The 18,338-nt window shown below is 33.1% G+C and carries 18 protein-coding genes and 1 other annotated feature; of the genes, 1 reads left to right on the top strand and 17 read right to left on the bottom strand.

The window, feature by feature from the left end; translation table 11 throughout:
* The 15 genes from JV528_RS01890 to JV528_RS01960 all read right to left on the bottom strand — a co-directional run bounded on the left by JV528_RS01890 (position 1) and on the right by JV528_RS01960 (position 16,316).
* Entirely contained in the window at positions 1-1,011 is a 1,011-nt protein-coding gene (locus tag JV528_RS01890) for a 5-oxoprolinase subunit C family protein (RefSeq protein ID WP_000023335.1), read from the bottom strand.
* Positions 1,001-1,735, bottom strand: a complete 735-nt coding sequence (gene pxpB, locus JV528_RS01895) for a 5-oxoprolinase subunit PxpB (RefSeq protein ID WP_000383185.1) — start codon at positions 1,733-1,735, stop codon at positions 1,001-1,003. Before pxpB ends, JV528_RS01890 begins: the two co-directional genes overlap by 11 nt.
* A gap of 325 nt (positions 1,736-2,060) precedes the next feature.
* Positions 2,061-2,537 carry a transcription elongation factor GreA gene (gene greA / locus JV528_RS01900; protein ID WP_000431312.1) on the bottom strand — a complete coding sequence of 159 codons (477 nt, stop codon included), beginning with the start codon at positions 2,535-2,537 and terminating at the stop codon, positions 2,061-2,063.
* Between the two features lie 27 nt (positions 2,538-2,564).
* Positions 2,565-3,188 (bottom strand): uridine kinase, encoded by a 624-nt coding sequence (udk, locus tag JV528_RS01905; protein ID WP_000648617.1) that lies wholly within the window; start codon positions 3,186-3,188, stop codon positions 2,565-2,567.
* Positions 3,188-4,456, bottom strand: a complete 1,269-nt coding sequence (locus tag JV528_RS01910; RefSeq protein WP_000848304.1) for a peptidase U32 family protein — start codon at positions 4,454-4,456, stop codon at positions 3,188-3,190. The genes udk and JV528_RS01910 overlap by 1 nt, the downstream gene beginning before the upstream one ends.
* Positions 4,457-4,467: 11 nt before the next feature.
* Positions 4,468-5,391: a peptidase U32 family protein gene (locus tag JV528_RS01915; protein ID WP_000137775.1), complete on the bottom strand. Its 924-nt coding sequence runs from the start codon at positions 5,389-5,391 to the stop codon at positions 4,468-4,470.
* Between the two features lie 2 nt (positions 5,392-5,393).
* Positions 5,394-6,032, bottom strand: a complete 639-nt coding sequence (locus tag JV528_RS01920; protein ID WP_000342266.1) for an O-methyltransferase — start codon at positions 6,030-6,032, stop codon at positions 5,394-5,396.
* 284 nt (positions 6,033-6,316) lie between these two features.
* Positions 6,317-6,625, bottom strand: coding sequence for a DUF1292 domain-containing protein (locus JV528_RS01925; protein WP_000134779.1), 309 nt, complete (start codon positions 6,623-6,625; stop codon positions 6,317-6,319).
* A gap of 14 nt (positions 6,626-6,639) precedes the next feature.
* Complete coding sequence (gene ruvX, locus JV528_RS01930; protein WP_000939059.1) at positions 6,640-7,068, bottom strand: Holliday junction resolvase RuvX; 429 nt, start codon at positions 7,066-7,068, stop codon at positions 6,640-6,642.
* Positions 7,069-7,071: 3 nt separating this feature from the next.
* The gene (locus JV528_RS01935) at positions 7,072-7,332 is read right to left on the bottom strand and encodes an IreB family regulatory phosphoprotein (protein ID WP_000426912.1); all 261 of its coding nucleotides are present in this window, start codon (positions 7,330-7,332) and stop codon (positions 7,072-7,074) included.
* Between the two features lie 62 nt (positions 7,333-7,394).
* Positions 7,395-10,025 (bottom strand): alanine--tRNA ligase, encoded by a 2,631-nt coding sequence (gene alaS, locus JV528_RS01940; protein WP_204177155.1) that lies wholly within the window; start codon positions 10,023-10,025, stop codon positions 7,395-7,397.
* Positions 10,026-10,156: 131 nt separating this feature from the next.
* Positions 10,157-10,334: a binding site (T-box leader), on the bottom strand.
* 33 nt (positions 10,335-10,367) lie between these two features.
* On the bottom strand, positions 10,368-12,845 hold the full coding sequence (gene recD2, locus JV528_RS01945; protein ID WP_204177156.1) for an SF1B family DNA helicase RecD2: 2,478 nt from the start codon (positions 12,843-12,845) through the stop codon (positions 10,368-10,370).
* 1 nt (position 12,846) lies between these two features.
* Positions 12,847-13,515 (bottom strand): tetratricopeptide repeat protein, encoded by a 669-nt coding sequence (locus JV528_RS01950; RefSeq protein ID WP_000567027.1) that lies wholly within the window; start codon positions 13,513-13,515, stop codon positions 12,847-12,849.
* 539 nt (positions 13,516-14,054) lie between these two features.
* Positions 14,055-15,173 carry a tRNA 2-thiouridine(34) synthase MnmA gene (mnmA, locus tag JV528_RS01955; RefSeq protein WP_204177157.1) on the bottom strand — a complete coding sequence of 373 codons (1,119 nt, stop codon included), beginning with the start codon at positions 15,171-15,173 and terminating at the stop codon, positions 14,055-14,057.
* Positions 15,174-16,316, bottom strand: a complete 1,143-nt coding sequence (locus JV528_RS01960) for a cysteine desulfurase family protein (RefSeq protein WP_000409167.1) — start codon at positions 16,314-16,316, stop codon at positions 15,174-15,176.
* A gap of 311 nt (positions 16,317-16,627) precedes the next feature.
* Between JV528_RS01960 and JV528_RS01965 the strand changes: the two genes are divergently transcribed.
* Positions 16,628-17,641, top strand: a complete 1,014-nt coding sequence (locus JV528_RS01965) for an LLM class flavin-dependent oxidoreductase (RefSeq protein WP_204177158.1) — start codon at positions 16,628-16,630, stop codon at positions 17,639-17,641.
* Between the two features lie 236 nt (positions 17,642-17,877).
* Here the strand turns inward: JV528_RS01965 and JV528_RS01970 are convergent, their stop codons facing one another.
* Complete coding sequence (locus JV528_RS01970) at positions 17,878-18,024, bottom strand: SAS049 family protein (RefSeq protein WP_000009240.1); 147 nt, start codon at positions 18,022-18,024, stop codon at positions 17,878-17,880.
* Between the two features lie 39 nt (positions 18,025-18,063).
* The gene (locus tag JV528_RS01975) at positions 18,064-18,246 is read right to left on the bottom strand and encodes a CsbD family protein (RefSeq protein WP_000752909.1); all 183 of its coding nucleotides are present in this window, start codon (positions 18,244-18,246) and stop codon (positions 18,064-18,066) included.
* Between the last annotated feature and the right edge of the window lie 92 nt (positions 18,247-18,338).

Raw genomic sequence — 18,338 nt, forward strand, 5'->3', positions numbered from 1 at the left:
TTACAAATCCCCTTTTAAAATTGTTGCTAATTTTTTCGAAGTATGTCGCAAGCTAGATGTATCAAAAATTGGAGTCTTTTGATGACTCTTAAGAATTTCATTAAACAGAGACATTTGTTCCCGATTCTTATCTACAGCTTCTTGGAATGATATCCATTTAAATTGAATTGTATCTTGTGGTTTCATCTGTGCTAACTTTGGCAGATCAAATTTACATACAGTTGCAATTTTGGTATAACCACCTATCGTTTGTTTATCATTAAGCAGAATAATAGGTTGACCATCATTTGGTACTTGAACACTGCCAAGAGCAACCGGTTCAGAAATGATATCTGCTTGATTAATTGGTGCAACGCTGTCACCTTCCAAACGATACCCCATACGGTCTGATTGTTCAGTAATTAAATATGGATGATTTACAATTTTCGCTCTAGCCTCTTCAGAAAATGCCTCGAATTGAGGTCCTTGAAGAATGTGTATAATATTATTTTCTGGCAATAAGTCGTCCTGTAAATGAATAGTCTTTCCAATGTTTTCTTTAAAGTCATTATTTATTTTCACTGTTATTACATCATTAGCTAATAACTTTCTACCCTTGAATCCTCCTATACTGCTTCGGGTATGTGTTGCATAACTTTCAGCAATTGGAGGTACGTTGATAGTATGACCAAAAGTAAGATAACCGCGTGCACCTTTGGTTATTGCACCTATTTTTAAAATGTCACCTTTCTCAGCTAATATGACAGAATTCATTGATATAGTTTTATTATTTAGCGAGGCATTTACACTACCACCGGTTATAACAAATGTATTTTGCGTATTAAATTGAATGGTAGGACCAACCAAAGTATATTCAATCGCTGGACCATCATTGTTAATTAATGACTGCGCAACCTTAAAACTAAATTGATCCATGGCACCTGCGCCTGAAAATCCAATATGTTCATAACCTTTTCTTCCTAGATCTTGTACCGTTGAAAAGAGACCTGGTTGTAAAATCTTAATTGACATTTTCAATCACCACCCAGTCATCAACATTAAATTTGCCATCTGATATATCTCTTTCGATTTGTATAAATTCCTGTTCATCTATTGCATAAAATTGTATCCATTCTCCTGCTTCATACATTGACATTGGTTCACGCTCGCTGCTAAATACTTTTAACGGTGTGCGTCCAATAATTTGCCATCCGCCAGGAGAATCTGATGGATATAGTCCTGTTTGATTATTCGCAATACCTACAGAACCTGCATGAATTTTTAACCTTGGCTGATTACGTCTAGGTGTATGTAGTTGTTCATCAAGTCCGCCTAAGTATGGAAATCCAGGCATAAATCCTAGCATATATATTAAATAAGGTTTATTTGTATGTTTTTCAATAACTTGCTCAACAGTTATTCGATTATGCTTTGCTACTTCTTCAATATCAGGTCCATATGTACCACCATATTGAACAGGTATTTTAATAATACGATTGGTTTGATTCACAGTATGAACATTTTTTTCATTAAATTTGTTAAGTTCTAAATTTTCAATTAATTTAGAAGGTGTTATAACTTGTTCATCAAAATATATTAGAACTGCTCGATACGAAGGGACAATATCTTGAATTTCTAATATTTCTTTTTCTCGTATCCACCGTACCATTGCTGTGACATTTCGATATGTCTCTTCGGATATTTTATTTTCAAAATAAATCATAATTGTCTGCTCGTTAATAAATCTTACATCCACTCTAAATCCCCCTTTGTATTGCAATAAACCAGTATTGAATACCTTTTCATTGTATCATTGAGAAGCACAAGTTGTTTAATAAGTAATTCAAATCGCATACAATAACAAATGATAATCAATTTGTTTTATCGGAAATATTTTGCTTTTTTAAAATGGAGTAGTTAATATTGAAGCTCTTACACTAATTTAGGTTCTGCTATCAATCGGTCTGATGGAAAATTTTTACTTTTCATCTGTCCGATTTTTTGATTTTGAATATAAAAAAGCACGACCGAAGTATCATTAACACACTTCAATCGCGCAATTAAACAATCAATTTGACCATTTATTGGATATTAACAATTTTTACGTTCATTTCGCCACCATTAGGTAGTGGAACACGAACTTCATCATCTAAACCTTTACCAATTAACGCTTTAGCCATTGGTGATTCATTTGAAATCTTACCATTAAATGCATCTGATTCAGCTGAACCAACGATTTGATAACTTTCCTCTTCATCACCTGGTAATTCTACAAACGTTACTGTTTTACCAATTTTAACAACGTTGTTATCTCCAGTATCTTCAATGATTAATGCATTTCTTAACATATGCTCGATTCTTTGAATATCTTGTTCGATGAATCCTTGTTCATCTTTTGCTGCATCATACTCAGAGTTCTCTGATAAGTCACCAAATGAACGTGCAACTTTAATTTTCTCTACTACTTCAGGACGCTTAACTGTTTTTAATTCTTCAAGTTCACGCTCTAATTTTTCAAAACCTTCTTGAGTCATTGGATATTGCTTTTGATTTTCCATATTGTCATCTTCCTTTACTGAATTATACTATTGCTTGCTAACTAAAGACTGAATTTTTGTTGTCATAATATCTATTGCAACTTTATTGCTCCCACCTTCAGGAATAATTATATCAGCATATTTCTTAGTCGGTTCAATAAATTGGTCATGCATAGGTCTAACAACACTTAAATATTGATTGATAACAGAGTCCATTGAACGCCCACGCTCTTTAGTATCTCGTGTTAAACGGCGTAATATTCTCAAGTCTGCATCTGTATCAACATATATTTTAACATCCATCATATCACGTAATACCTTATTTTCTAAAGCGAAAATACCTTCTACGATAATAACATCTTTAGGTTTAAAATCAATGGTAATGTCACTTCTTGTATGACTAGCATAATCATATGTCGGTACTTCTACTGCTTTACCATTTTTCAAGTCTTTAAGATTTTCAATTAATAAATCATTATCGAATGCAAATGGATGGTCATAATTGGTTTCTAGGCGCTCGTCGAAAGTCAAGTGCTTTTGATCTTTATAATAGTAATCTTGAGCAAGTAAAGCGACACTATGACCTTCTAAGTTTTTCATAATTTCGTTAGTTACAGTTGTTTTTCCTGAGCCAGATCCACCAGCTATGCCAATGATTGTAGTAGCTTTCATTAGCCAATTTCCTTTCTCATCATGTTGTTTGGATATATCGGGCGATCCACTTTAATTTGAACGATTTGTAATGGATGGCGCGCCGCGTCTAAGCTGTTACCTTCTTCATCATAAATTGCTTCTACTACTTGTGTAAATGTTTCAATTTCTGGACCAAAGAATTCTATTTCTTGACCTGGTTTAAAGTTATTTCGTTGTTGAATAGTCGCAATTTTTGTATCTTCATTATAATCTAATACCAAACCGCAAAAATCAAATGGTGATTTTTTAGATTGTTGTTGACCAAACATCTGTTCTTCATAACCAGGTGTACCCTCAAAGAATGCTGGTGCAGTGTCTCTATTTGCACATTTATCTAACTCAATTAACCATTCCGGATTAATCTTAAAGTTGTCAGGATCTGCCGCATACGCATCAATGACTTTACGATATACTGAGACAACTGTTGCAATATAATGAATTGACTTCATACGTCCTTCAATTTTTAATGAGTCCACACCAATATCCATCATTTGAGGAATAGATTCGATTAATTTTAAATCTTTAGGACTCATCGCAAACGGTGTAACTTCACCTTGATTATAAAATACATCAAGCTCACCATTATCATCAACTTCTAATAATTCATAATCCCAACGACAACTTTGACAGCAACCACCTCTGTTGGAATCCCTTGCAGTCATATGATTACTTAATGTACATCTACCTGAATAGGCGATACACATAGCACCATGAATAAATGCTTCGATTTCAATATCTACTTTTTCCTTCATTTCACGCATTTCCATCGCGCCGGTCTCACGTGCTAATACAACACGATCCAATCCTTCTTCTTTCCAATATTCTACAGCTTTGTAATTAGAAAGTGATTGTTGAGTAGATAAATGAATTTCAAGTTTTGGCGCAACTTCTTTACATGTTTCGATAATTAAAGGATCTGCAACAATGATACCTGTCGCACCTGTCTTTTCCAAATTACGCAAATATGATTCTAGACCTTCAATATTCTCATCATGTGCAATAATATTTGTCGTAACATAAATTTTGGCACCGTAACGGTTCGCAAATTCAACACCTTCAGCTATTTCTTCCATCGTGAAATTATCAGCATTTGAACGTAATCCATATTCTTGACCACCTAAAAATACGGCATCAGCGCCATAATGTACTGCTATTTTTAACTTTTCTAAGTTTCCAGCAGGTGCTAATAATTCTGGTTTCTTCATAACTGTTTTAGGAGTTGATTTAATCTCTTCTATTGTCTTCATGATTAACCTCCTTAATATACTGTTTGTTTATATAAGAAACCTTCGTCAAATGGTCGATGATCAGGTTGAATTTCTTCAATTGGGTCCATCAACATAAATTTCTCATCTTCATAGATTTCAGGATCTTCATTGTACAAATCTATCGCTTGACGATACTGTTCCGTTACCACATTAATATATTCTTCCGTTTGTAGAATACCATCGATTTTAAATGAATCTATTCCCGCCTCAAAAAATGGTGCTAATTCTTCAATTAAACAAATGTCGTTTGGTGACATAATGTGCGTACCATTGTAATCTTCGTAAACTGGGTAATTATTTTGTCTTTCTTCATCATAAAGTAATAAAGATTGTTCATCATTGCGACGTTCAATTTTCATTTGGCGATCTTGGAACGTATAATAATTGCCTAGTAGCATACGCTTTGATTGGAACATACAAGTCATTCCTTGAACTTGCACCTCAATTTCCACATTTGAATTTTCTTTTATATTAATAATTTCATCCAAATTCAGCTCACGTGCTAAGACAGCTCTTGATGCGCCTCTTTTACCCCAGTAATTACATTGAAAATGATTAGTTACTAACGTCTCTGCATTCCAATGAAGTGGTATTGGATTCTCTTGCGCCTTCACATACATTACTACTGCTGGATCCCCGAAAATAATTCTGTCAACTCGTATTTCATGTAAAAAATTAATATAATCTTCTACAGCATCTAAATGATAATTATGAAATAATCCATTCACCGCCGCATATACTTTTTTATCGTTTTTGTGAGCTAATGCGACAGCCTCTGTCATTTGTTGTCTATTGAATTCCCCTGGAAGTCTTAAACCAAACTTTTGCTCGCCAATTACAAAAGCATCTGCACCTAAATCAATAAGTGTTTCCATATGGCTTAATGACTTGGGTGTGACAAGTAATTCTGTCATAGTCATTCTCCTTTAATTGAAATCGCTAATCCATCGTCTATATTTAAAAAATTCGTTGTATATCCTGGTTGCTTTATTAACCACTCATTATAATCTTGAACCTTTTTAACCATTTGTCTTACATTTCTCGATCTAACAATCCCAATATCCGATACAAAACCGTGATATAAAACATTATCTGTAATTACGAGACCTTGGTGCTTTAAAAGTGGTGTATATATTTCAAAAAATTTCTTTGATTGCGCTTTTGCTGCATCAATAAATATCATATCATAAACTTTGTCATTTACATTTTCAAATTGCTCTAAAGCATTACCTTCAATAATTCGAACCTGGTTTTCAAAATGATAAGTAGCTAAATTTTGTTTAGCATATTGAATCATCGTTTCATTACGCTCTATCGTTGTGACATGAATGTCATCAGATATAGAAGCGAATTGCATAGAACTATAGCCGATTGCTGTGCCAATTTCTAAAATATTTTTAACATTATTCATACGAATTAATTGCTTAATTAAATCTAATGTTAAACGATCTACGATTGGCACTTCATTTACTTCGGCAAATTCACGCAAAACTTCGATTGAACTATTTTGATGTTGATGTAAATCTATTAAATATTTTTTATTTAGGTCATCCATGTTTTAAACTTCCTTTATGTAAAATAAGTCAATATGATTATGACAATAAAATAAATCAGCCTTCACAATTGATTATAATTTTGCCAACCAATTAAATGACTGATTTCGTGTTAGACGCAAAGCTATTTTATTTATAGAAGCGAATCATTCATATAAAATTTAACTTTAGATATTTTACCATATTTTCAATAAAATTATAAGCGTTAATTATTTATACATTGCTTGACTTAAAAAAATACTCTTGCCTCCCCATCTTAAGGTTAGCAAGAGTAAAATCTTTTTAATTATTCTTCCATTTCAGTATTTACAACTTCTTCAATCATGTCCCATTCTTCATCAGTTTCGATTGGTACTAACTTACCACCGTCACCTGACTCATCTGGTTCATTGATCATTGGTACAAGCTCAATCATATCGTCTTCATCTGATTGAGCACCTTCTTCAGCTAAGATAACATACTCTTTTTTGAATTCAGGATGATAAAATTCTAAAACTTTTCGGTATAAAACTTCATTTCCTTCTTCATCGAATAAAGTTAATAATTCTTCTTCGTTATTAATTTCTAGTTGTGAATCATGATTATGTTCAGTCATAGTAAAATCTCCTTTTAATGTAGTGAATCTAAATAGCCTTGTAAAATAAATACCGCTGCCATTTTATCAATCACTTGTTTTCTTTTTTGTCTTGAAACATCTGCTTCTAATAATGATCGTTCAGCAGCCATTGTGCTTAATCTTTCATCCCACATCACAATCTCAATAGAAGGATAAGCTTCTAATAATTTTTCTTTATATGTTAACGAAGCTTCGCCTCGAAATCCTATTGAATTATTCATGTTTTTAGGTAGTCCTATTACGACTGTACCCACATTATGTTTTTTAATAATGTCTACTAATTGGTCAATACCTAATTCATTATTTTCTTCATTGATTCGGAGTGTGTCTAATCCTTGTGCCGTCCAACCCATTATATCACTAATTGCAATTCCTACCGTTCTACTACCGACATCGAGTCCTAAAATTTTATGTTGTAACATAAATTATTTATTTTGCTCTTTTAAATAGTAAGAAACAAGCTCTTCCATAATAACATCTCTATCAATATGACGAATTTGATTTCTTGCTTCATTTTGGCGTGGAATATACGCAGGGTCACCTGATAATAAATAACCTACAATTTGGTTTACGGCATTATATCCTCGTTCATCTAATGTTCGATAAACATTATTTAAAACATCTCTTACATCTTGTGTTGGAAGTTCTTCATAGTCGAATTTCATTGTTTTATCAAAGTTTTCCATTTGCGACACTCCTTTAATTACAAATATAACTCACTATCATCATACAATATTATGGCTTTAAATTATAGATTTTTAATGTAATCTTTAATAAAGCTTAATGATTTTGAGATATTTTCAGGTTGTGTACCGCCACCTTGAGCCATATCTGGACGACCGCCACCTTTACCACCAACGATTGGTGCCATTTGTTTGATAAGATCACCGGCTTTAACATTATTTGTTAAAGATTTAGGGACAGTTGCAACCATCGATACTTTATCATCAACATTACTTGCAAGAATGATAATTGTATCTTGTAGTTTAGATTTAAAATCGTCCATTGTCGAGCGAATTGCTTTCGCATTTGGTACATCCACTTCAGTAACCAATACTTTATAGCCATTGATTTCTTCAACTTGATCTTCAATATTACCCATTTTAAGTGATGTGATTTCTTTGTCACGTTGCTCTAATTGTTTTAATAATGCTTTTTCTTCATCTTGCAATTGTGTTAACTTATCGACTACTTGATCATCAGATTTCACTTTCAGCTGTGATTTCATCGTATTAAATTTCTCTTGAATATCTTCTAAATATAAGAAAGCTGCTTTACCTGTTAATGCTTCAATACGACGCACACCAGCTCCTGTACCTGACTCACTTACTATTTTGAATAAACCAATTTCAGAAGTATTGCGGACATGAATACCACCACATAATTCAATTGAAAATGGTGCCATATTTACTACACGCACAACATCACCATATTTTTCACCGAATAATGCCATTGCGCCCATTTCTTTAGCTGAAGCAATATCCATTTCTTGAATGTTAACGTCAATACCTTTCCAAATTTCTTCATTTACTAAGCGTTCAACTTGATCAATTTCATCATTAGTCATTGGACCAAAATGAGAGAAATCAAAACGTAAACGATCTGCTTCTACTAGTGAACCAGCTTGGTTAACATGATCACCCAGTACTGATTTCAACGCTGCATGTAATAAATGTGTTGCACTATGGTTCTTTTGAATGTCACGTCGATCATTTTGGTTCACTTCAGCAGACACTGTAGCGCCAACATTTACTTGGCCAAATTGTACTACTCCTTTATGCAAGTTTTGACCATTTGGTGCTTTGGTTACTTCACTAACAGCAATTTCAAAATTGTCATTATAAACAATACCTGTATCCGCAACTTGTCCACCACTGACTGCATAAAATGGTGTTTCCGTTAACATGAAGTATACTGTTTCACCCGCTTCAACTTGTGAAACTTCTTCACCATTATATATCAAGTGTGTTAGTGTTGTTTGAGCTGTCGCAGTATCATAACCAACAAAAGTACTTGCAGATGTAATATTTTTCAATACTTCACTTTGAACTTGCATTGATTGAGAATTTTGACGTGCTTGACGTGCACGATCACGTTGTTGTTGCATTTCTGACTCGAATGTTGTCATATCAACTTTCAATCCTGCTTGCACTGCTATTTCTTCAGTTAATTCAATTGGGAACCCGTACGTATCATACAATTTAAATGCATCTTTCCCATTAATTTCATTTGTTGTTTCTTTAGCTTTTTTAATTAATTCATTTAAAATCGCTAAACCATCTTCTAATGTTTCATGGAATCGTTCTTCTTCAGACTTTATAACACGCTTAATGAAATCTGCTTTTTCCTTAACATTTGGATAATATGGTTCCATAATGTCTGCAACAATATCAACAAGTTTGTACATAAATGGCTCATTGATTCCTAACGTTTGACTAAAACGAACGGCACGACGTAACAATCGACGTAATACATATCCTCTACCTTCATTGGCAGGTAATGCACCATCAGAAATTGCAAATGCAATCGTACGAATGTGGTCAGCAATTACTTTAAATGCCACATCTTGTTCGTTGTTTACTAAATATTGTTTACTTGATACTTTTTCGATTTCATTCATTATAGGCATAAATAAATCTGTTTCATAGTTAGTACGTACATTTTGAGAAACTGAGGCCATACGCTCAAGCCCCATGCCGGTATCAATATTTTTATTAGGTAATGGTGTGTAACTATGATCTTTATTATGATTGAATTCACTAAATACTAAGTTCCATACTTCAAGATAGCGTTCATTTTCTCCACCTGGATACATTTCTTCTGCCGGATCGTCTTGTCCATATGCTTCTCCGCGATCATAGAAAATCTCAGTGTTCGGTCCTGAAGGCCCTTCACCAATATCCCAGAAGTTACCTTCAATGCGAATAATACGACTTTCTTCAAGCCCAATATCTTTATGCCAAATGTTGTATGCTTCCATATCTTCCGGATGAATCGTAACGTACAATTTATCTGGCTCCATACCCATCCATTTATCACTCGTTAAAAATTCCCAAGCAAATTCAATCGCTTCTTGTTTAAAGTAATCACCAATTGAGAAGTTACCTAACATTTCAAAGAATGTATGGTGACGCGCTGTGAAACCAACATTTTCAATATCATTTGTACGAATAGCTTTTTGAGAGTTTACAATTCTTGGCTTTTTAGGTGTTTCACGTCCATCAAAATATTTCTTTAATGTTGCTACACCTGAATTAATCCATAATAATGTATCATCATCAATTGGCACTAATGGTGCAGAAGGTTCAACCATATGTCCTTTTTCAACAAAGAAATCTAGATATTTTTGTCTAATTTCACTCGCTTTTAACTTTTTCATCATTTACACATCCTATTTACTGTTTTTAAATTAGCATTCCATAAAAATTGATGACACAGATAATCGATTTGAAAAACTAGTATAAATCAATATCACTTTTTATTATTAAAAAATAAAAAACGCCCATCCTCAAAAGGGACGAACGTTATCGCGGTACCACCCTAGTTATAAATGTAATTCAACACATTTATCACTTTAAATCGACTATACAGTTGTGCATAAAGTAGCGTTCACTAATGTTTGTTGTACTTTTCACCAACCAGTACATCTCTGATAAACAAATCATTAACTACTCATCTTTATACGAATTTAATTCTATTTTAGTTACATTTACGCTTGTTGTCAACGTTCTATAAAGTCATACGGCGTGATTTCTCCCATATTAATCATTGGATCAATTTTAAACATTGTAGCTTCCGTTAATACATTTGTATCTGTTTTTGTTGAATCAGACGTAACTTCTTCGCTATCATTCGATGACAATGAAGCTTCTACTTGATCATCTATTGTCGTTTGTGAAGCTCCTGTATCATTAGTTGCTGTGTTTTCCAGCATTTCTTCATCTTCTGAATTAAAATAATTTTTCAACAATGTACATAATTGTGTTAAACGCACTTGACCATTTGTTTTCAATCCAATATCAAATGCTTCCGGATCACCAAGTAAAACTAAACTCGTTTTCGCTCTAGTTAAACCAGTATATAATATCGGTCTTTGTAACATTCTAAAATACTGTTTAACAATAGGCATGATAACAATAGGAAATTCTGAGCCTTGTGATTTATGGATTGATGTACAATATGCATGTGTTAATTCCATCATATCTTGTTTCGTAAATGTAATTTCATTACCTTCAAAATCCACAACAAGTACATCTTTATTAAGGGCATTTTCTTTCGCCCAAAAAATACCAACAATAACTCCTATGTCACCATTAAATATGTTATCATTTGGCCTATTAACAAGTTGTAATACTTTGTCACCTTTTCTAAAGACTACATCACCAAACTCAATTTCTCGTGTGTCTTTCTTTTTAGGGTTTAAAATATCTTGTAAAACTTGATTTAAACGTTTAATACCAGCATTTCCTTTATACATTGGTGCAAGCACTTGAATATCAGCCATAGTATACCCTTTATTAACAGCACTAGTAACTACCTTCTCAACAACTGTTGGTATTTGGTTTGCCTGACAGTTAATAAAACTTCTATCATGAAAACGCTGTGTAATATTAATTTTCTGACCCAACTTCATTCGATGTGCTAATTCTATAATGCTTGAACCATCTTGTTGACGATATACTTCAGTCAGATTAACTCGTGGTATAGCTTTCGATTCAATTAAATCTTTAAATACTTGACCAGGGCCTACAGAAGGCAATTGGTCCTCATCACCTACAAATATCAATTGTGCATCTAAAGGAACTGCACTTAAAAATTGGTGGAACAACCAAGTATCTACCATAGACATCTCATCAATGATTATGAGTCGTGCGTTTATTTCATTTTCTAATATATCCTCTGGCTTTGTGTCTTGATTCCAACCTATTAAACGATGAATCGTCATTGCTTCTAATCCAGTTGACTCTTGTAGTCTCTTGGACGCTCTTCCTGTTGGCGCTGCTAATACAACTGGATAATCATCATTGACATAATCATCATAATCTAATGATAAACCATGAATCTCAGCATATAATTCTACAATGCCTTTAATTACTGTCGTCTTTCCTGTTCCCGGTCCACCGGTTAATAGCATCACCTTAGAATTGATAGCCGTTTGCAAAGCTTCTTTTTGTGAAGCTGCATAGTTCACTTGATTCGCATCTTCTATTTCACCAATATGCATTTGTAAATCTGACTGTTCAATTTCCGTAAGTTTATTTGTATGCGTCTTTATTCTGAATAAGTTTTGAACACTTTTGATTTCAGAATAATACAAACTTGGAATTGCAACTTGTTCATTGTCAATAATTAGTCGTTTTTCCTCATTTAAGTATTGCAACATTTCGTCTAATTTTTCAGGTTCGATGACTTCTTCATCTTGATAATTTAATACATCAACGGTTAAGTCTATAACAACATTGATAGGCAAATATGTATGTCCCTGTTTAATACATTCTTCTTCTAACGTATAGAGCAACGCAGCTTTTAATCGTTCATTATCGTTATAAGCGATACCAATATTTCTAGCAAGTTGATCTGCTTTATTAAAACCAATACCTTTAATATCATAAATCAATTGATATGGATTTCGATCTAAAATAGTCAGTGTATCACCGAGATAAAACTGATAAATTGCCATTGAAAGTTTAGGACCAAACCCTAAATCATGTAAACGAATCATTATTTTTTCAGATTCTTGATTTGCTGAAATTTGTTCTGCAATTTGTTTCTGTTTCTTTTTAGATAATCCCGAAACTTTTTCTAGAACTGAATGGTCATCTAATATATCATTTATCGCATTATCACCTAATGTATTAACAATATTTTGAGCTGTCTTTTTACCTACTCCTTTAAACAAATCGCTTGATAAATAACTTATAATTGCTTCTTTCGTTTGTGGCATTTCTTTTTCAAAAGTCTCTGCTTTTAATTGTTTACCATAACGGGGATGATCAACAACTTGACCTTTAAATGTGTAGACATCGCCTTCAACAATATTCGGAAGAAACCCTACAACAGTTGGCATTGTGTCAAAGTCTTCATTTGTTTCAATAGTATCTACTTTAAGCACTGTATAAAAATTATCACTGTTTTGAAACAATATCGCTTCAACAGTACCTTTGATCATTGAATAATCAAATAGTGTAGGGTCTGACATGTTACTCCTCCTCTTTCATTTTAGTGAATGTTTTCAGCGCATGCTGACTTAATAAGTGTTTAGGGTCGATAGTCACAGCTTCTTTAAAATGAGTTATGGCTTCATCAATATCTTCATTTTTCATAAATAACGCTAAACCTAAATTGTATCTTGCATCAACATGATTTTTATCAATCGTTAATACATGTTTAAGTTGAGTTATGGCTTCATTAAACATTTCTAATTGACATAATACAAGACCATATTGAAATTGAACTTCTGCATCTTTGTCTTTATCTAGTTCCGCAGCAGTCATTAAATACGGCAATGCCAGCTTAAATGATTCTAACTGATTAAACGCCATACCGATCATATAATTACAATCTACTTGTTCAATCTCTGTTTGTAATGCTTGTTGATATAATTTAATAGCTTCTTGATAACGTTGCTGATTATAATATACATTTGCTAGATTATAAAATACGACGCCATTCTTCGAATCTATTGTTAAAGCTTTTTGGAAAAAACGCTCTGCCTTTTCAATCTCATTCGCATCAGCAAGTACGATACCGGCATTAATATAATTTTCAATAATTGTAGGATCTTCTTCGATATTTCCGAACAATGCTTGTAACGCTTCTTCTATTTTTCCATTTTGTATGTATTGATAAATTGTTTGTTGATCTATCATTTACGAACCTCATTTCTCATCAATTATAACATCTTGATAAATTGTATGTCTCGAATCACTTAACAACGAATAAAATATAATCTAATATCATCTTCATTCATGAAAAAGCGGGAATGGAATAGAAATGCTAAAGAACCATTAACGGTTTATTATGTAATGGTTCTTCCACATTAGCCACCACTATTATGTACTTAAAAATAGGAATACATAATTAGACTCATGCATAGGGAGTGGGACAGAAATGATATTTTTACAAAATTAATTTGTTTACCCCAACTTGCATTGCCTGTAGAATTTCTTTACGAAATTCTCTGTGTTGGGGCCCCGCCAACTCGCACGTTATTGAAATCTGACTTTCCGTCAGCTTCTATGTTGGGACCCCGTCAGCTTCTGTGTTGGGGCCCCGCCAATATAACATTGTAGAGCCTAGGACATTGTGATGTCCCAGACTCTATCATCATGAATTATTCTCATCAAAAACTGTCTTTCGTCATTTCCAACGCTGAAACTTCAAATAAGTAATTTATTGTTGCCATTGTTTATACAACATAATTTAATTGACCTTCATTTTTGAACACATCGTCAATTGTTGCTCCACCAAGACACACATCACCTTGATAAAAAACAACTGCTTGTCCAGGTGTGATTGCTCTTACTGGCTCAGCAAAAGTAACACGCAGTGCATGGTCGTTTTCACGTTTCACAAAAACTTTCGTATCTTTTTGGCGATATCTAAATTTAGCTGTACATTCAAAACCTTGATCTAAGTCATTATCTTCTGGATTTACAAATGAATAGTCTGAAGCAATTAAGTAATCACTGTATAATGCATCGTGATGGAATCCTTGTTCTACATATAAAACATTATCTTTTAGATTTTTACCGACAACAAACCAAGGATCGCCATCTCCACCTATACCTAAACCATGTCTTTGTCCTATTGTGTAATACATCAAACCACTATGTTTACCCATTTTCTTACCATCAAGTGTTATCATATCACCCGGTTGTGCAGGTAAATATTGTGATAAAAATGTTTTAAAGTTTTTTTCGCCGATAAAACAAATGCCTGTAGAATCTTTTTTCTTAGCAGTAACAAGTCCTTGTTCTTCAGCAATTCGACGCACTTCACTCTTTTCGATGTCACCAATTGGGAACATCGCTTTTGAAAGTTGTTGTTGAGATAATTGATTCAAGAAGTATGTTTGATCTTTATTATTATCTACACCACGTAACATTTCAACATGACCATCTTCATGACGATGTATGCGTGCGTAATGTCCTGTTGCTACATAATCTGCACCTAAATTCATCGCATGATCTAAAAAGGCTTTAAACTTAATTTCTTTATTACACATAACGTCTGGATTTGGAGTACGACCTTTTTTGTATTCATCTAAGAAATACGTAAAGACTTTATCCCAATATTCTTTTTCAAAATTAACAGCGTAATATGGAATGCCAATTTGATTACACACTTCAATAACATCGTTGTAATCTTCAGTTGCAGTACATACGCCATTTTCGTCAGTGTCATCCCAGTTTTTCATAAATATGCCAATGACATCATAACCTTGTTCTTTTAAGACGTGGGCTGTTACAGAACTATCTACACCGCCTGACATACCAACGACAACACGTATATCTTTATTTGACAATTATGACTCCTCCTTAAATTTAAAATATATTTTATGAATTTCAGCTACAATTGCATTAATTTCATTTTCAGTAGTCAATTCGTTAAAACTAAATCGAATCGAATGATTTGATCGCTCCTCATCTTCGAACATTGCATCTAAAACATGCGACGGTTGTGTAGAGCCTGCTGTACATGCAGATCCAGACGACACATAGATTTGTGCCATATCCAACAATGTTAACATCGTTTCAACTTCAACAAACGGAAAATATAGATTTACAATATGGCCTGTAGCATCCGTCATTGAACCATTTAATTCAAATGGAATCGCTCTTTCTTGTAATTTAACTAAAAATTGTTCTTTTAAATTCATTAAATGAATATTGTTATCGTCTCGATTCTTTTCTGCTAATTGTAATGCTTTAGCCATCCCGACAATTTGTGCAAGATTTTCAGTACCTGCACGGCGTTTCAATTCTTGTTCACCGCCAAGTTGAGGATAATCTAATGTGACATGGTCTTTAACTAATAATGCACCGACACCTTTTGGTCCTCCAAACTTATGAGCAGTAATACTCATTGCGTCGATCTCAAATTCGTCAAACTTAACATCAAGATGTCCAATTGCTTGAACCGCATCAACATGGAAATATGCATTTGTCTCAGCAATAATATCTTGAATATCATAAATTTGTTGCACTGTGCCAACTTCATTATTTACAAACATAATAGATACTAAAATCGTCTTATCTGTAATTGTTTCTTCAAGTTGGTCTAAATCAATAGCACCTGTATCATCAACATCTAGATATGTTACATCAAAACCTTCTCGCTCTAATTGTTCAAAAACATGTAACACAGAATGATGTTCAATCTTCGATGTGATAATGTGATTACCCAATTGTTCATTTGCTTTTACTATGCCTTTAATTGCCGTATTATTCGATTCTGTTGCACCACTCGTAAATATAATTTCATGTGTATCTGCACCAAGTAATTGTGCAATTTGACGTCTTGACTCATCTAAATATTTACGCGCATCTCTTCCCTTAGCATGTATTGATGATGGATTACCATAATGCGAATTGTAAATCGTCATCATCGCATCTACTACTTCAGGTTTTACTGGTGTGGTCGCAGCATAATCTGCATAAATTTCCATGTTTGGACACTCCTCACAATTTTATCAATGTTCCAATAATAGCACCTTACATACTATTTTTCTACTTTTCTGTTTAACTTTATTTATAATGTTTTTAATTATATTTTACCATTTTCTACACATGCTTTTCGATAGGCTTTTTTAAGTTTATCGCTTTATTCTTGTCTTTTTTATAAATTTTAGTATTTGCAGATATTTTTTCATTTGTAAAATGTAACGTACTATTATTTTGGTTATGAGCAATTTAATATTTATCTGGTTATTCGATTGGTATACTTCTTATATCATAAAAAAGGAAGGACGATACAAAAATGGCGATTAAATATTCAGCATTAAACCTAGTCCCTATTCGAGAAGGTGAAGATGAACGAACAGCAATTAATGATATGGTTAAGCTCGCACAACATTTAGACGAATTATCATATGAAAGATATTGGATTGCTGAACACCATAACGCTCCCAACCTAGTAAGTTCAGCAACTGCTTTATTAATTCAACATACGTTAGAACATACGAAACACATACGTGTAGGTTCTGGAGGAATCATGTTACCTAACCATGCTCCATTAATCGTTGCGGAACAATTTGGCACGATGGCAACATTATTTCCAAATCGTGTCGATTTAGGATTAGGACGTGCACCTGGAACAGATATGATGACCGCAAGTGCATTAAGACGAGATCAACATGATGGTGTTTATAAATTTCCAGAAGAGGTTTCATTATTACAACAATATTTCGGCCCTGCTCACCAACAAGCATATGTTCGTGCTTATCCAGCAGTAGGTAAAAATGTGCCTTTATACATTCTTGGTTCTTCAACAGATTCTGCACATTTAGCTGCTCGCAAAGGGCTTCCATATGTGTTCGCTGGACATTTTACACCTCAACAAATGAAAGAAGCTATCGAAATTTACAAAACGTTATTTGAACCTTCTGATGTCTTAGACGAACCTTATGTTATTGTATGTTTAAATACAATCGTTGCTGAAAATGATGACGAAGCACAATATTTAGCTTCATCTATGGCACAAGTAATGGTTAGTATCACTCGTGGCAGAATGCAGCCCGTTCAACCGCCAACACATGAACTACAAAATATATTAACGCCGAGAGAATATGAGATGGCTATGGAAAGACAGAAAATATCATTAATAGGTTCAGAAAATACTGTTCAACAAAAAATTCAAGATTTTATGGAAACTTATGGTGAAGTCAACGAAATTATGGCAATAAGTTATATTTATGATAAAGATATGCAATTAGACTCTTATCGTCGGTTCAAGAATGTTATAAATCAGATAAATGAAAAAAACACTTTTTAATGTGATAAATAAACTAAGTGAAAGTATGTATCCATAATATTAATAAAAATAAACAGTAACAGCATTTTGAATGAAAGATGTCTTTATTGTTCAATCATTTATTTTAGTAATGATTCAAATTCACTTAAAATTCTAATGCAAATATGAAAGCGCCCCTTCAACTTTACACTTTGTAAGTGTTTATTTGATGGGGCGCTTTCAAAATATTGAAAAGCATATCCAAAATTTAAAGAAATTTATTTCTCTTTATCTTCATTTTCTTTTTTCTCTACGTTATTCGATCCTGTATATTCATTTATCTTATCTTTTACATTTTTAACTTGTTCATTATCGCTATTTTTAAATTTTTCTACTGCGTCTTTAGCTTTATCCATAAAACTCATATTAATCGCTCCTCTTATATTTGATTAGTTTAATTGAACTTATTTTTTAAGTTTATCAATTGCATCAGTTATTTTGTTTTTAGCATTTTCAACAACTTCTTTTGCTTTACCAGTCGCTTTATCTTGCTGACCTTCTTTTTCTAATTCTTTGTTATCAGTAACGTTACCTACTGTTTCTTTAACATTGCCTTTAAATTGATCGAACTTACTTTCGTCTGCCATAGTGAAACCTCCTTAGATGTATATATTTATATACCACAAAGGAGGTTCGCTAAACATTATAATATGAAGTTTTTATGTTATAGTATAGTATT

This window comes from Staphylococcus sp. GDB20D11A, from assembly GCF_016893255.1.
Classification (GTDB): Bacteria; Bacillota; Bacilli; order Staphylococcales; family Staphylococcaceae; genus Staphylococcus; species Staphylococcus aureus.

What these genes read in the sequence shown, in the direction of transcription:
- JV528_RS01890 (WP_000023335.1), bottom strand. Translation starts at nt 1,011, where the DNA reads ATGTCAATTAAGATTTTACAACCAGGTCTCTTTTCAACGGTACAAGAT.
- greA (WP_000431312.1), bottom strand. Translation starts at nt 2,537, where the DNA reads ATGGAAAATCAAAAGCAATATCCAATGACTCAAGAAGGTTTTGAAAAA.
- udk (WP_000648617.1), bottom strand. Translation starts at nt 3,188, where the DNA reads ATGAAAGCTACTACAATCATTGGCATAGCTGGTGGATCTGGCTCAGGA.
- JV528_RS01910 (WP_000848304.1), bottom strand. Translation starts at nt 4,456, where the DNA reads ATGAAGACAATAGAAGAGATTAAATCAACTCCTAAAACAGTTATGAAG.
- JV528_RS01915 (WP_000137775.1), bottom strand. Translation starts at nt 5,391, where the DNA reads ATGACAGAATTACTTGTCACACCCAAGTCATTAAGCCATATGGAAACA.
- JV528_RS01920 (WP_000342266.1), bottom strand. Translation starts at nt 6,032, where the DNA reads ATGGATGACCTAAATAAAAAATATTTAATAGATTTACATCAACATCAA.
- JV528_RS01925 (WP_000134779.1), bottom strand. Translation starts at nt 6,625, where the DNA reads ATGACTGAACATAATCATGATTCACAACTAGAAATTAATAACGAAGAA.
- ruvX (WP_000939059.1), bottom strand. Translation starts at nt 7,068, where the DNA reads ATGTTACAACATAAAATTTTAGGACTCGATGTCGGTAGTAGAACGGTA.
- JV528_RS01935 (WP_000426912.1), bottom strand. Translation starts at nt 7,332, where the DNA reads ATGGAAAACTTTGATAAAACAATGAAATTCGACTATGAAGAACTTCCA.
- alaS (WP_204177155.1), bottom strand. Translation starts at nt 10,025, where the DNA reads ATGAAAAAGTTAAAAGCGAGTGAAATTAGACAAAAATATCTAGATTTC.
- recD2 (WP_204177156.1), bottom strand. Translation starts at nt 12,845, where the DNA reads ATGTCAGACCCTACACTATTTGATTATTCAATGATCAAAGGTACTGTT.
- JV528_RS01950 (WP_000567027.1), bottom strand. Translation starts at nt 13,515, where the DNA reads ATGATAGATCAACAAACAATTTATCAATACATACAAAATGGAAAAATA.
- JV528_RS01960 (WP_000409167.1), bottom strand. Translation starts at nt 16,316, where the DNA reads ATGGAAATTTATGCAGATTATGCTGCGACCACACCAGTAAAACCTGAA.
- JV528_RS01965 (WP_204177158.1), top strand. Translation starts at nt 16,628, where the DNA reads ATGGCGATTAAATATTCAGCATTAAACCTAGTCCCTATTCGAGAAGGT.
- JV528_RS01970 (WP_000009240.1), bottom strand. Translation starts at nt 18,024, where the DNA reads ATGAGTTTTATGGATAAAGCTAAAGACGCAGTAGAAAAATTTAAAAAT.
- JV528_RS01975 (WP_000752909.1), bottom strand. Translation starts at nt 18,246, where the DNA reads ATGGCAGACGAAAGTAAGTTCGATCAATTTAAAGGCAATGTTAAAGAA.